The following is a 15356-nucleotide window of genomic DNA, read 5'->3' as shown; positions in this document are numbered from 1 at the left end:
TTTCAGAAAACATTTTTATAATTCTTTCTAGGTATATTTTGATAGAAGAAGAAAGATATGGAACACGAATATCAACGTGAGGTGACTCGCGTGTGCGTACAAACGGCACTGCTCTTGTTACAACATGGGGCAGAAAGCACTGTGGTAGTGCAAATGGCGCAGCGTTTAGGCGTAGCACTTGGTGTAGAAAGCGTGGAATGTGCGCTCACGGCAAATGCAGTGGTGCTGACGACCTTATCAGATAATCATTGCATCACCACCGCACGAAAAAATACAGATAAAGGCATTAATATGCAAATGGTCACTGATGTTCAGCGCATTGTGATTGCCGTTGAACACCATTTGTATGACTTAGAAATCGCACAAAAAAAACTGGATCAATTAAAACCGCTTAAATACAACCGATGGTTAGTGGTGTTTATGATTGGCTTATCTTGTGCAGCATTCGCCCATTTATCTGGCGGAGACGGGGTGATTTGTGGCATCACCTTTGTGGCGGCAGCCATCGCCATGTTTGTGCGACAAGAATTTTCTAAACGGCACTATAATCCCCTTATCGTCTTTTCCATCACCTCTTTTGTCGCCTCGCTGATTTCTGGCGTGAGCTTAAAATATAACTTAGGTAACGATCCTCAAATTGCCTTAGCATCTAGTGTTTTATTACTTGTGCCAGGGTTTCCTCTAATTAATTCTTTGGCGGATATATTAAAAGGTTATGTGAATATGGGATTAGGCCGTTGGACGATTGCGACTATTCTCACTTTTGGCGCATGTCTTGGCATTGTATTCGCATTAAGCCTATTACATATTACAACTTGGGGGCATTAAAATGTTATTAGATATCACAATATTTATATTGAAATTACTTGATGATATGTTATTTGCCGCAATTCCAGCTGTGGGCTTTGCTTTAGTATTTAATGTGCCGCCAAAAGCCTTAAAATATTGCGCAATTTTAGCCGCACTTGGGCATGTGACACGCACATTATTACTGCATATTAATATGCCTATTGTATTTGCCACCTTCTTTGCAACTTGCGTGATTGGATTTTTAGGCGTACATCTTTCCCATCGTTATTTAGCCCATCCCAAAGCCTTCACCGTTGCCGCTATTATCCCCATGATCCCCGGTGTTCATGCCTATAAAGCAATGATTTCAATGGTGCAAATTCATCATTTTGGCTTTTCTGATGCATTATTTGAACAGATGATTAGTTCCTTTATTAATACCAGTTTTATCCTAGGCGCAATAGTATTTGGATTGGCTTTACCGGGCCTATTGTTTTATCGACAAAAACCTGTTGTGTAACCTAAAACAGTGCAACAAAAAAACCGACATTTGTCGGCTTTCTACTATTCTTGTGATTTTTTCTTGAGGTATTCATAAAGCTCATCTTTAATCCGTAATTTTTCTTTTTTCAAAGCCTCAATTTCCATATGAGTAGCGAGCTGAATGTTTTCCTGCATATTCTTAATTTCATGATCTAATTCGTTATGCTTTTCAAAAAGACGATCGAAATAAGCATCATTACTTTTAAGTTTGGTGATTAATTCCCTGTATTCTGGAAACATAAAATCGCTCCTGTGTTAGTTAAAATCGATCTTGAGTTTACGCTTTTCTTTACAAAGAAACAAAATTCAATCTTAAAAATTTGACCGCGATCACAAAAATTTATTCTGAACGAATTATTTTTGCTCATTTACCTTTTTATTTCTTCCAGCACCTAAAATCAGCATGGCTAACAAACTAAGAATAATTCCAAAGCCAGCACCAATACCCGTTGAGATAACATAAGGTTTCTCAGCCATTACGAGATTAGGCTGTTGAATAAAATGGAATGCCACCAAATTATTATCTAACGGTTGAACAGATTGCATCATTTTCAATTTGTTTTCCCAAGAAACGTCAATTTTGGCGTCCGCCGCATTTTTCACTTGTTCAAATAACGATTTCCATTTTGTAATCAATTCATTATTTAACGTTTGACGCGCTTGATTATTCACGTAACGAATGTATTCCACAAAAAGTTGATCCACTTCTTCACGATCAAAAGAAGACAGGATGAATTGATCAAGATTATTTTCTTGGGAAAATTTAAAATGTGAGGCGATTTGCTGAATGGTTTGATTTTCAACTTTAGCTCTAGCTTTCACAAAATCAGATTGATTTAAAAAAGCCATTAATTGAGCGGGAGAACTCAGAATTTTTGTAAATTCATGATACGCAGAATCTGTCGCCTTACGCTCAATTTTTACCATATCAACGGCATCAGCATCACCGCTAACTAAACTGTATGTAGAAAAAAGAGAAAAATAATTACCCAATTCATTCATTTTTGGCGCTTCAAATTGCGCGCTAACCTGCCATTTTGTCGGGTGAAAATGCACCCCCGCAAAACCAAGTCCACCACCGATAAGCATAAACAGAAAAGAAAGAATAAATTTTCTCATAATTTACCTAAAATTCAGACTAAACGAAGTGTGGATTCTAACACAAAGTGCGGTTTATTTTTGCTTTATTTTCAGAATCTCGCTTTTCCCTTGGCTTTTAACTGGTTTATTTGAATAAAGCACGCTAGAATAAAGTCATTTTCATTTCAACGAAAAAAGTAAGGAAATTCTATGATCGATCCAAATTTGCTCCGTAATAATTTAACGGAAGTCGCAGAAAAATTAAAAGTAAAACGTAACTTTATTCTTGATACAGAAAAACTCATCTCATTAGAAGAACAACGCAAGAACTTACAAGTCACCACCGAAAATTTACAAGCGGAACGTAATACTCGTTCAAAAGCTATTGGTGCTGCGAAAGCACGTGGTGAAAATATCGAACCATTATTGGCTGAAGTGGATAATATGGGCAATCAATTGACTGAAGCAAAAGCACAATTAGATGCGGTACTTGCGGAAATCAATCAAATTGCATTAACTATTCCAAATCTACCCGCAGACGAAGTGCCATTAGGCAAAGATGACACCGAAAATAAAGAAATCTTACGTTGGGGCACTCCGCGTACATTTGATTTTGAAGTGAAAGATCATGTCACTTTAGGTGAGGAAGCAAATGGCTTAGATTTTGCCGCAGGGGCTAAATTAGCTGGTGCTCGTTTCGCCGTAATGAAAGGTCAAATCGCAAAAATGCACCGTGCATTGGCGCAATTCATGTTAGATCTTCATACTGAACAACATGGCTATTTAGAAACCTATGTGCCTTATTTAGTCAACCACGCCACACTTTATGGCACAGGTCAATTACCAAAATTTGGGGAAGATTTATTCCATACTTTAGCCTTAGAAGGCGAACAACCTTACGCATTAATTCCAACCGCAGAAGTGCCCGTCACTAATTTAGTGCGTGACGTGATTATTGATGAAACAGAATTACCAATAAAAATGACCGCACATACGCCATGTTTCCGTTCTGAAGCTGGCTCTTACGGTCGTGATACTCGCGGTTTAATTCGTATGCACCAATTTGATAAAGTGGAAATGGTACAAATCGTTGATTCAGATAAATCAATGGAAGCACTTGAAGAATTAACCGGTCATGCAGAAAAAGTATTGCAATTATTAAATTTACCATACCGTAAAGTTTTACTTTGCACAGGCGATATGGGCTTTGGTTCTTGCAAAACTTACGACTTAGAAGTGTGGGTGCCTGCACAAAATACTTATCGCGAGATTTCTTCTTGCTCAAATATGTGGGATTTCCAAGCTCGCCGTATGCAAGCACGTTGTAAAGCGAAAGGTGATAAGAAAACGCGCTTAGTGCACACATTAAATGGTTCTGGCTTGGCTGTTGGTCGTACTTTAGTGGCTGTGCTTGAAAACTATCAAAATGCTGATGGTTCAATCACCGTGCCAGAAGTGCTACGTCCATATATGGGCGGATTAGAAGTTATCGGCAAATAATCCTTCTATAAAATAAAAAAGCGTGGATTTTAAAATTTCCACGCTTTTTTTTATGGAAAATATAGGGCGTTAAGTCATTATTGTGGTTTAAAACACGCCATTTTGCTGCCAAATTTTTTTCTTCGGCATCTTGTATTTTTTTTTTTTTTTTAGAATGGGGAAGTTTTTGCGCTGTTAAAAATGGCAAAAACATCAATATTGGAGAAATCCATTATTTGTCGTCATTTTTTATTAAACATTTAAAAAAGGAAAATATATGAAAAAATTAGTATTGGCAACAGCATTAGTTGCGGCATTCTCAAGCCAAGTTATGGCAGCATCTACATCTACTGTAGGTGGTACTGTAGCAGGAAAAGCAACTGATGGTTCTACACCAGGTGCAAACAGCGGTATTGTTCGTTTTAAAGGTAAAGTGGTCGATCAAACCTGTACTATTGATGGCAATAGCCAAGATCAAATTGTGGTGTTAGATACGGTTTCAAAAAATCGTTTTACCGCTACAGAAAAGACAGCAATGCCAACACCATTTGAGATTAAATTAAGTGGTTGTACCCTACCTACAGCTACAAACGGCAAAGCACCAAAGGTGAAAGCGCGTTTTGCTTCTGTGGCGAATGTAGATACAGCTAACAACTACACTTTAAAAAATACTAAAGCTGTTGCCGCAGGAGGTGCTGCTAACGTTAATATTCAATTATTTAATGAAGATGGCACTACAGCTATTTCTCCTATGAAACGAGTAACAACTCCTGCTACAACAACTACTCCAGTTACACATAAATCAGATGATGGTGCAATCTTCAAAGATATTACTGCAGAAAATCAAACGCTTCGTTATGTAGCTAAATATTATGCTACTACAGCAAGCGTTGGCGTAGGTGAAGTTGAATCTGCGGTTGATTTTGAATTAACTTATGAATAATTCTTTTGGCTAATATTATTAGCTTTTATTTCACCGCATTGTTAAGACAATTTTAGCAATGCGGTTTTAATTATTTGGTGGTATCACCTTATTTATGAATAAAGTTGAGAAAAAATGATGTTTAAGAAAATTGTATTCGGATTAACCGCACTTTTTACCTTTTCTGCCCAAGCGAACGTCGTCATTATCGGCACCAGAGTAATTTACCCTCAAGATCAAAAAAATATTATCGTGAAATTAGAAAATAACGGTAAAAATGCGGCATTAGTGCAGGCTTGGTTAGATACGGGCGATCAAAATGCCGATCCTAAAAATATTAAAACGCCTTTTATCATTACTCCGCCAGTAAGCCGTGTTGAGGCAAAATCTGGTCAGAGTTTACGTATTACTTATACAGGCAGCCAATCTTTGCCACAAGATCGAGAAAGCCTCTATTATTTTAATTTACTTGATATTCCGCCTAAACCAAGTGCGGAGCGTTTAGCTGAAAGTCCAAACTTTTTACAATTGGCTATCCGTTCCCGTTTAAAATTCTTTTACCGCCCAAGCAATCTCCCTATAACAGTAACAGATGCCTATCAAGCGGTAAAATGGATTGCGACGCCAGATGGCATTAAGGTTAGCAATCAAACGCCTTATTATATGAGTTATGTTTCAGCTCAAATCAATAAAACTTCAGTTAAAGACGCTCGTATGGTTGCGCCTTTTAGTGAGGAAGTTTTCCATGTTTCAGGCGCCCGTGCTGGCAGCAAGGTAACTTGGAATCTCATTAATGACTTTGGTGGCGACACAATTGGTGAATCTATTTTACAATAATGGGGAGTGTTTATGCGTATTCAAAAAACATTATCCCATTTTAACCGCTCTTCTCTTGCTATTTTATGTGCTTTAGGGCTTTATGGTAACCACGCTTATAGCGATGAATTTGATGCCTCCCTTTGGGGCGGTAGTTCTGTTTTAGGCGTAGATTTTGCCCGTTTTAATCAGGCAAATGCGGTATTACCTGGGGAGTATCGAGCAGATATTTGGGTAAATAATCAATTAAAAGGTCACGAAACATTACGTTTTGTTGATAATTCGGAAGGTCGAGCTGAACTTTGTTTAACGCCAGAACTACAAGATGTATTAGATCTAAAATCTGCGGCGATTATCAAACAAGGAAGTGATGAAGATTGCGTATTTGTTAAAGATGCAATACCAGAGAGCACCTTTGTTTATAAAACTGGCGAACTAAAACTAGATTTTGAAATACCGCAAGCTTTAACTGTTCAACGACCTCGTGGATACATTTCGCCAAAACGTTGGCAAAGTGGGACGACGGCGACCTTTTTAAATTATGATTTAAATTACTATCGCTATCAAACAGAAAGCACTATAAGTGACAGCCTTTATGGCAATGTGAGAGCGGGCTTGAATATCGGTTCTTTAGCTTTCCGCCACACTGGTTTTTATAACCAAGTTAATAGCCGAAGCAAAGAAAATTCTTTCCGTTATACCTATTCTAAATATCAGCCAAGTGAGACCTATGTTCAGCGCGATTTTGAACTATTGCGAGGAAATGTCACCTTAGGTGATTTTTATACTAGCGCACAGGTTGGGGAAAGTTTTGGTATGCGTGGAGTGCGCATTGCTTCTGATGATCGTATGCTAAGCCCTTCACAACGTGGATTTGCGCCTGTTGTACGAGGTGTGGCAAACAGTAATGCCAATGTCACTATTAAGCAAAATGGCAACATTATTTATCAACTTTCTGTGCCTGCAGGGCCTTTTGTTATTTCTGATTTATACCCAAGTGGATATAACGGTGATCTTCTAGTAGAGATCCAAGAAAGTGATGGTTCTGTCCGCACTTTTACGGTGCCATTTTCTAATGTCGCTCCTTTGATCCGTGTTGGGCAATATCGCTATCAAATTGCATCAGGTCGTTATCGCCATTGGAATAACGAATACGTCGATCCAATTACTCAAGCCACTCTACAATATGGTTTGTTTAATAATTTGACCTTAAATGGTGGCGTAATTTACAGTAAAAATTATCGTGCTGCTTTATTTGGTTTTGGTTTAAATACGCCGATTGGTGCTTTTTCTGCAGATTCTACTTGGTCACATGCCATTTTCCCAGAAGAAAAGGAAAATAAAAAAGGTTATAGTTTACACGGAACTTACAGTATTAATTTTAATAGCACAGGTACTAATATTACGTTGGCAGCCTATCGCTATTCATCCCGTCATTTCTATACTTTACGAGACACCTTGGCAATTAACCATCGTGATTATATTTACGATGAATTTATTAATGTACGCACTCAACGTCCAAAAAGCCAATATCAATTCTCTATCAATCAAACCTTAGGGGATTACGGCGATTTGTATTTGGTCGGGCAGACTTATAATTATTGGGGCGAAAATGGAACAAATAATGAATACCAGATTGCCTATGCGAATAGTTACAAAAAATTGAACTATAACATTACGTTATCCCAAACGACTAATAGCGAAAGTAGCAAACGAGATACTGCTATTTATATCAATCTAAGTTTACCACTCGGCGAAGGTAAACATACAGTTAGCTCTTCTTATTCTCGTAATAATTCTGGATACAGCTACAATCGAATTGGTGTTAGTGGCACGATGGGAGAGCAGAATCAATGGCATTATGGTGTAAATGCATCTAAAAATAATCAGCAATATAGAGCTATTGGAGCCAATGCTGGCTATACGGGGCGTTTTGGTAGCTACCGTATGAACATTTCGCAAGAAAAGAACCATAACCGTCAAATAGGATTAGGCGCAAGCGGTTCTATTGTTGCTCATAAATATGGCGTGACATTAGGGCAACAAGTGGGAGATAGCTTTGCTATTGTACGAGCCAAAGATGCATCTGGCGCGTTAATTCAAGGCAATAATCAACGTATTGATTATTTTGGCAATGGTATTATTCCTTACACTATGCCTTATTCAATCAACTATGTTCGCATTGATCCGAAAGATATTTCTGGCAACATTGAATTTAATGCTACTGAACAACAAATCATTCCACGTGCTAATGCGATTAATTTAGTAGAGTTTAGCACTCATAAAAATGTGATGGTGTTGTTTAATTTAACTCAATCCAACGGTGAAAATGTGCCAATGGCAGCGACTGCACAAGATGATAAAGGCAATTTTGTGGGGTATGTGGTGCAAGGCGGTATGTTATTTGCTGGTCAATTACAACAAGAAAAAGGAAGACTTACAGTCAATTGGGGACCAAATCATAATGAGCAATGCTATTTTGATTACCAAGTTAATTTAGAAAATCTTGATAGCTTAGAAGCTCAAACATATGACGCAATGTGTTTACCCATAAAAAAATAAAGGAATTTATCATGAAACAAAGAATCAGCTCTTATTTAGTGCTGTTTACCATGTTACTGGCAAGTACTACTTGCAGTCATGCCTCTTCTACTGGAACGATTTCTTTTACAGGATTGGTAAAAGATGATGGCACCTGTAAAGTAGAAATTGGTAGCGACGATCAATTAGTGGTACTTCCCACTGTGGCGACTAACCGTTTAGCTGTTGCAGGGCAAACTGCAGGTAAAACTAAATTTACTATCAAACTTAAAGAATGTAATGCTGAAGATAATGGCAGAGCACAGATTAAGTTTAAGAATGCAAATGCCACAAATGGATTATTAAATAATCTTACTACAGCGGGCGCACAACATGTCTCGATTCAATTAATTAATGCAACCAGTAATCAAATTATGCCACTTAATGGTACAACTGCCGATTCTGCAAAAACTGCAAATACAGGTATTCAGCTTGGGGGAAAAATCATTCAGCCCCAATTTGATTATTATGCTCAATATTATGCAACAGGGAGTGCTACTGCTGGCGAGGTTACCGCTCGAGCAGAATTTGAAATTAGTTACCCTTAAGATTAAATAAATAAGGAAATAAGAATGAATAAATCCGTTTATAAAATAGCCACAACTATTTTACTGATGCTAGGGATGCGGGAAACATTTGCTTGTATTCAAGTAGACGCTCCTAGAAGATATGGTAATAGCATGACATACGAGATTAGAGGTAATAATGGTTCAAATTTAAATTTAACAACTCAATATTTTAGAAAAGATCAAGATGAATTTATTTCTGACTGGTTCTCAACACCAGAAACAGGCACCGCTTGCTTTGATTTAAGTCAGCTCACCAATGAAAGAGGAACAGATGTCTTAGATCCGTTTACCATTACGATGAAATTAGTTATGCAAAGTAACCTCACATCAACTGGAAGAACTTATGATGGTTATACAATATACAAATTAAATAGTAATCCTAACCTAGGCTTGATCTTTGATGCCAGAATGAGAAGTAATTTATGGTCTCTTTCTCCTGTTAAAGTGAATGATCGAGAAACAGTTATTGGCCAAAATCAAATTCGATTTAGTCGAAGTACTGGCTCATTTGGAGCCGTCGTCAGAGCGCGTTATATACTATTGAATAAACCAGCTAGCGGTACAAGTTACACAATTCCAGTAATAAATGAGCCTATTTTTCAAATAAAAACGGAATCTAATACAACACGATTAAAAAAACCACCCTATACGACGTTTAAGTTAGATGACAGATCAAATGCATTGGTTAATCTCTCAACAAATGGACTCGTAATTTCAAACCCTATTAAATCTTGCTTAATAAATGGTAGCTCAGATCAAAATATCCCGTTAAGAGAGATTTATAAGAAAGAGATTGACCCCACCGCAAGCGGGAGTACTGGTAGTTTAGAAGCTCTGGGCAAGGATTTTACCCTAGATGTAGATTGTACTGGAGAAAATAATAAAGAAGGAAGTCAGCTTAAGCCCCCAAAAGTATTTGTTACTTTCACAGGACTAAATGGCACGACTAACGATGGTAATAATGATTTATTAAACATTCAAACAGGTACAGGAAAAGCGCAAGGGGTTTCCTTACGCTTAAAACAACACGATAATAACACTTCAATTAAATTTGGTAAGAAATTCCAAATGGCAGATGCCACAGGAAGCGGTCATTCTATAAACAATTTCGACGTATATTATGTTAATAATCAGAGTGTTCCCGTTGCAGGCGGTGAAGTAAAAGCCGCAACGACGTTTACACTATATTATCAATAAACTCACTAAAATGAGAAGAATGTAAAATATTCCCAAAATAAGGAAACCAAAGGCTAACTTTCAAAAGTTAGCCTTTTCATTGGACTTTTAAAACTTACATAATCCCTAATAAATATCAATCAAAACCGTTTTTTCTACTTTTTTAGGCTTTAATTCACCCACTTCATATAAATCAATACCCGCATCTTTGGCTATTTCAATGACCGTTTGAACGCTATTAGGTTCAACTGCCACTAATAAACCGCCTGATGTTTGAGGATCACACAAAATCGCTTTTTGTTCTTCGTTTAATAGACCCACTTTATGCCCATAACTTTCAAAATTACGCCCTGTTCCACCTGGGACGCAACCTTGTGCAATATAATCTTTTACGCCCTCCAAGGTTTTAATTTTGTCAGAAAAAACTACCGCACTTAGATTTGAACCTTCACAGATTTCAATTAAATGCCCGAGTAAACCAAATCCTGTGACATCCGTCATTGCGGTGACGCCCTCCACTTGGGAAAATTGACTGCCAATGGAATTCATTTGGCACATAGCAGCAGTGGCTAAACCTTGATGTTCTGGTTTTAGTTTTCCCTTTTTCTCCGCCGTCGTCAAAATACCGATACCAAGCGGTTTTGTCATATAAAGCCTACAACCTGATTTTGCAGACGCATTACGTTTCACTTTTTCAGTGTCAATTACGCCTGTCACGGCTAACCCAAAAATAGGTTCAGGCGAGTCAATGGAATGTCCTCCCGCCAAAGCAATACCCGCTTGATGGCAAGCAAAACGCCCACCATCAACAATTTTCTGTGCAACTTCTGCAGGTAATACATTAGTTGGAAAACCTAAAATGGCGATGCCCATAATCGGCTTGCCACCCATAGCAAAAATATCACTGATGGCATTGGTTGCGGCAATTCGTCCAAAATCAAAAGGATCATCTACAATCGGCATGAAAAAGTCGGTGGTACTGATAATTGCAGTTCCATTACCAAGATCATACACCGCTGCATCGTCAGCAGTTTCATTGCCAACGAGCAGATTTGGATCATAAAATTTTTCCAGTTCTGAATGTAAAATTGTCCCTAACACCTTAGGCGAAATTTTACAACCTCAACCTGCACCATGGCTGTATTGCGTCAGCCGAATTTTTTCTTCCATTTCTTATTTACCTTATTGAATATCTGTTTTTGAGAATCTGCTCTTATATTTACCTGAGATATTATAAGACCTTCTATTATATTTTATCCAAAATAAAATAGGGAGGCTAACCTCCCTACCTAAAATTGGGTTACTTTATTTAACGATTATTGGTGCCCAAACAAATCCAAATGCAACACCAGCTATAACACCTAATAATGCAGGCAACATAAATGGATGATTTAAAATATATTTACCAACTCTAGTAGTTCCTGTCGTATCCATTTCCATAGCTGCCAATGAAGTAGGATAAGTTGGTAAAAGAAAAATACCAGTAACTGCAACGAAAGATCCTAAAATAGCCCAATTAGGTACTCCTAGTGCAACTGCAAGAGGTATAATTAATGGGGTTGTAGAACCTTGGGAGTATAATAGTGCACAAGTAAAAAACAATACTGGTGCAAGTAGCATTGGATATGTATGTAATACATCTCCTGCAATTTCTTTAATATTTCCTAAATGAGCATCAACAAATGTAATACCTAATGTGACGATCCCCAAAATAACCGCTACGGAGCTCATTCCTGATCTAAATGTTGAATTTGTAACAACGGCTTCGGGTTTCGTTTTACTTGTTACTAGCATCAAACAAGCCGAAGTGAGCATAACTACAACGATAATATCTCTTGTTCCCATAGCTTTACCACTTTCATACACAGGTCTTAAAGATGGTAGTGTTGCAAATAATACAATAACAACTGTAGCCAATAAGAAAATTAGTACTGAGATCTTAGCTGATTTAGGTGTATCACTTGTTTTATATTCTGTCTTAGAAACTAATCCATCTTGTAAACGTTGTAAATACACAGGATCATCTTTTAACTCACAACCTTGTTTAGAAGCTACAAATGCAGCTACCATTGAAGCTACAAAAGATACAGGTAAACAAACGGCCATAACTTGGAAAAATGTAACAGAATTATTTTCCATAATAGTGATCATTGCTGCCATTGCTGCACTAATTGGTGAGCCTGCAACAGCTAACTGAGATGATACAACCGCTCCCGATAAAACTCTGGATGGTCTAATTCCAGATTCTTTTGCAACTTCAGCAATGACAGGTAATGTAGAAAAAACAATAAATCCAGTACCTGCAAAAATGGTCATTAACCAAGTAATCATTGGTGCAATAAAATTTATATGTTTGGGATTTTTACGCATCAATCTTTCTGCATAATTAACTAAGAATGCCATTCCCCCTGTAGCTTGCAATGTTGCTGCTGAAAGAGATACAGACATTATGATCAAAATAACATCTATTGGAACAGATCCTATTGGTAGTCTTAAACCCAACGTTAAGATAGCAAGTCCAAGACCACCAAATAAACCAATGGCAATACCTCCAAATCTAAGGCCAAGTACAATAGAGGCTAGAACAACAAAAATTTCAACCCAGACCATAATCATCTCCTTAATCAATGAGTTTGATACCAACGAATAGCGGCTCTAACTAATGCTGCTGTAGAATCCTCATAAAGTGTAGGTTGCTCTCTCATTGCATTTTTTAGGATCAATGGGATTTCCGTACACCCTAGAATAATTACTTCTGCACCGTGACGAATAAGTTCATCACGTTGTATTAACATTAATTCTTCAGCTTTTTGAATCTCTCCGCTCTTATATAAATAAATACTTTCCATGACCGATTTTTGATGTTCTTCATTGGGAAGAAGACAAATTAATCCATATTTTTCTAATGTTTTCTGATATAGCTTTGTTGCTAAAGTAGCATCAGTAGCAAGAATACCAATCTTTGTTTTACCCATTTGTAGAACTTCATTAATTGTTGAATCAATAATATTTAACATATCAACATGACATTTCTCTTTTAGTTCATCATACCAATAATGCGCAGTATTACAGGCAATTAGGATACATTTAGCACCCGCATTTTCTAACCCATAAATGCGTTCCTCCATTGCAAGTAGTGGTGATTCTCCTCCATACAAAATGGAAGTTGTACGATCAGGAATATCAGGAATAGACGAAATAACAAGAGGAATATGTTCTTGATCACAATGAGCTGGTGTAAATTGAATAAATTTCTGAAACATATCTGCCGTTGCTGCTGGTCCCATTCCACCTAAAATACCAATAATGTTCTTCATAAGAAAAATTCTCCTATTTATCTTTGGGTTATTTATTTTTAACAAAATCTAATGAAACAAGAGAAATGCAACAAATCGCACACCAATGCAAATATTGCATAACACAAATTATGCACATTACAAATGCACAAAATAATGATTTAAATCAATATGATAAAAAACATAGAGTGATAAACTATTACATATTTAAGAATAAGGTATGCAAAATTAGCATAAGGAGAAATAATAAATGAAAAATATTGAAACAAAATGGTTAGAAGATTTTTTAATACTAGAAGATACACGTAACTTTTCACAGGCAGCAGAACATAGAAATTTATCACAGTCAGCTTTTAGCCGAAGAATAATTTCTCTTGAAGAATCTATTGGTGTAAAACTCTTCGATAGATCCTCTGTCCCACTTCAACTTACAGAAGAAGGAAAATTATTTCATTCGCAAGCTAGAAACCTTTTAAAACAGTTACAGTATAATCTTGATGAATTATTAGGGCAGAATACACAAAAAAAACCGAATATAACTTTTGCAGCTGCGCATTCCCTATCTTTATCTGTAATGCCAAAGTTAATTCATGATATTGGTCAATCACATCAGAACTTTATTTATTCCGTTGAAGCAATTGATGTTGATCAAACAGTAAAAACTTTGGTTGAAGGAAAAAGTGATTTTATTTTTTCATTTTATGATGATCTATTACGTCAAGAACCTTTTTTATCAAAAGAAATATTAGAATCAAATCTATATCCTGTAAGTGCATTAAATAAAGATAAAGAACCTGAATTTTCTTTTTCTAAAGAAGAGACCCCGTTACTTAATTATACAAAAAATTCTTATATGGGAAGATTAGTAAATAGAAAACTAAATCTCTACTCACATCTTAATTTTAGAACGATTTTTGTTTCTTCTATGAGTGAATTATTAAAAAATATGGTTTTAAACAAGCAAGGAATAGCTTGGTTACCAGAGTACTCAATAAAAGAGGAACTGAGACAGAATAAACTAGTTATTCTTGACGATAATGAACTGATTATTCCAATAAAGGCATATATCTATCGAATAAATACAAGATTAAATATGTATGCCGAGCAATTTTGGAAATCTCTAGATAATAGAAAATAATCTAATCGTAAAGATCCTCACCATCTTTCCTTGTGCGCAATAATTGCAAAATCCAAACATATTGCTCTGGTGCTGGCGTAACAAAAGATTCTATTTCTTCGTTCATTGCTCGGGCTGATTGTTCAGGATCATCACTTAAATTCATTGCTGGATGAATTTCTATTTCATATTTGCCCGTTTCAGCGTTATAACGAGGAAACATTGGAATAACAACGGCTTTAGAAAGTTTTGCCATTTTATTTAATCCCGGCAATGTCGCTTTATAAGTTCCAAAGAAATCAACAAATACGCTTTGCTCCACACCAAAATCTTCATCTGGTAAGTAATAACCCATTTCGCCTTTACGAACATGATTTAAAAAAGGTTTAATGCCATTTTGGCGAGCATGCATTTTTCCGCCGAAACGTTGGCGTGTAATCGTCCAAAGCCAATCCACCAATGGATTACGGTGTGGATTGTACATAGAAGTCATTGGCATGCCTTGAGTATGCAAAATAATGCCCGATGCATCAATCGCCCAGCCATGTGGCACCATAAGAATAATATTCTTGCCTTCAGCTTTTGCCTGTTCGATATGTTCAAGACCGATAAATTCGCTACGTTTTTGCAAATGTTTCTTTGAACGGATAGCAATCTCACCAATGCCAAACATAACTTGTGCAACAACCGCAAACATTTTATCAATGACTTGCTCACGTTGTTGTTCAGTCCAATGAGGGAAACAATATTGCAAGTTAGTTTGTGCACGCGTACGCTGTTTCTTTGCTTTATGCCCAATCCAAATACCTAATTTTCCCGCCAATTTATCGCGCAGACGAAAAGGCACAAATGCTAACAACAATAAAAAGAAAATACCTAGCCAAATTCCCCAATATTGAGGCTTTAAATACGACCATGAAAAGTGCGCTTCATAGCCCACTCTCGCCGTCAAACGTAAATTTTGTTGATTATCCGACATAATAAAATGA

Annotated in this window: 15 protein-coding genes; 9 read left to right on the top strand and 6 right to left on the bottom strand. The window is 36.8% G+C overall.

Features of this window, described 5'->3' with window-relative positions; all coding sequences use genetic code 11:
• Positions 1–57 precede the first annotated feature (57 nt).
• A complete protein-coding gene (locus DV428_RS04580) occupies positions 58–828 on the top strand; it encodes a threonine/serine exporter family protein (protein WP_053465313.1) in 771 nt (256 codons plus the stop codon).
• 1 nt (position 829) lies between these two features.
• Positions 830–1309, top strand: a complete 480-nt coding sequence (locus DV428_RS04575; RefSeq protein WP_005628250.1) for a threonine/serine exporter family protein — start codon at positions 830–832, stop codon at positions 1307–1309.
• A gap of 44 nt (positions 1310–1353) precedes the next feature.
• Here the strand turns inward: DV428_RS04575 and DV428_RS04570 are convergent, their stop codons facing one another.
• On the bottom strand, positions 1354–1572 hold the full coding sequence (locus DV428_RS04570) for an HP1242/YdcH family protein (protein ID WP_005628252.1): 219 nt from the start codon (positions 1570–1572) through the stop codon (positions 1354–1356).
• Between the two features lie 114 nt (positions 1573–1686).
• Positions 1687–2451, bottom strand: a complete 765-nt coding sequence (locus DV428_RS04565; protein WP_114908839.1) for a hypothetical protein — start codon at positions 2449–2451, stop codon at positions 1687–1689.
• Positions 2452–2622: 171 nt separating this feature from the next.
• Between DV428_RS04565 and serS the strand changes: the two genes are divergently transcribed.
• From serS to DV428_RS04530, 6 genes are all read left to right on the top strand, one after another.
• Positions 2623–3912 (top strand): serine--tRNA ligase, encoded by a 1290-nt coding sequence (gene serS, locus DV428_RS04560; RefSeq protein ID WP_114908838.1) that lies wholly within the window; start codon positions 2623–2625, stop codon positions 3910–3912.
• A 256-nt stretch (positions 3913–4168) separates the two neighbouring features.
• A complete protein-coding gene (locus DV428_RS04550) occupies positions 4169–4834 on the top strand; it encodes a fimbrial protein (RefSeq protein ID WP_114908836.1) in 666 nt (221 codons plus the stop codon).
• Between the two features lie 117 nt (positions 4835–4951).
• Positions 4952–5650 (top strand): fimbria/pilus periplasmic chaperone, encoded by a 699-nt coding sequence (locus DV428_RS04545; protein WP_114908835.1) that lies wholly within the window; start codon positions 4952–4954, stop codon positions 5648–5650.
• 12 nt (positions 5651–5662) lie between these two features.
• Complete coding sequence (locus DV428_RS04540) at positions 5663–8191, top strand: fimbria/pilus outer membrane usher protein (protein WP_114908834.1); 2529 nt, start codon at positions 5663–5665, stop codon at positions 8189–8191.
• Positions 8192–8202: 11 nt separating this feature from the next.
• Positions 8203–8757, top strand: coding sequence for a fimbrial protein (locus tag DV428_RS04535; RefSeq protein WP_114908833.1), 555 nt, complete (start codon positions 8203–8205; stop codon positions 8755–8757).
• Between the two features lie 24 nt (positions 8758–8781).
• Positions 8782–9975, top strand: coding sequence for a fimbrial protein (locus DV428_RS04530; protein WP_114908832.1), 1194 nt, complete (start codon positions 8782–8784; stop codon positions 9973–9975).
• A 105-nt stretch (positions 9976–10080) separates the two neighbouring features.
• Here the strand turns inward: DV428_RS04530 and selD are convergent, their stop codons facing one another.
• From selD to cuyB, 3 genes are all read right to left on the bottom strand, one after another.
• Entirely contained in the window at positions 10081–11124 is a 1044-nt protein-coding gene (selD, locus tag DV428_RS04525) for a selenide, water dikinase SelD (protein ID WP_114908831.1), read from the bottom strand.
• 135 nt (positions 11125–11259) lie between these two features.
• Positions 11260–12564 carry an anaerobic C4-dicarboxylate transporter gene (locus DV428_RS04520; RefSeq protein WP_114908830.1) on the bottom strand — a complete coding sequence of 435 codons (1305 nt, stop codon included), beginning with the start codon at positions 12562–12564 and terminating at the stop codon, positions 11260–11262.
• Between the two features lie 14 nt (positions 12565–12578).
• Positions 12579–13271: a cysteate racemase gene (gene cuyB, locus DV428_RS04515; protein ID WP_114908829.1), complete on the bottom strand. Its 693-nt coding sequence runs from the start codon at positions 13269–13271 to the stop codon at positions 12579–12581.
• A 229-nt stretch (positions 13272–13500) separates the two neighbouring features.
• Here cuyB and hypT point away from each other — a divergent pair, with 229 nt between their 5' ends.
• Positions 13501–14388: a hypochlorite stress DNA-binding transcriptional regulator HypT gene (hypT, locus tag DV428_RS04510; protein WP_114908828.1), complete on the top strand. Its 888-nt coding sequence runs from the start codon at positions 13501–13503 to the stop codon at positions 14386–14388.
• A gap of 1 nt (position 14389) precedes the next feature.
• Here hypT and lpxM read toward each other — a convergent pair whose 3' ends face one another.
• Positions 14390–15346, bottom strand: a complete 957-nt coding sequence (gene lpxM, locus DV428_RS04505) for a lauroyl-Kdo(2)-lipid IV(A) myristoyltransferase (RefSeq protein WP_114908827.1) — start codon at positions 15344–15346, stop codon at positions 14390–14392.
• Positions 15347–15356 lie beyond the last annotated feature (10 nt).

Origin of the sequence: Haemophilus haemolyticus (assembly GCF_003352385.1) — a bacterium.
GTDB lineage: Bacteria > Pseudomonadota > Gammaproteobacteria > Enterobacterales > Pasteurellaceae > Haemophilus > Haemophilus haemolyticus_I.
Note: the sequence above shows the minus strand (reverse complement) of the source record. Positions and strands in the feature narration are given on the sequence as shown.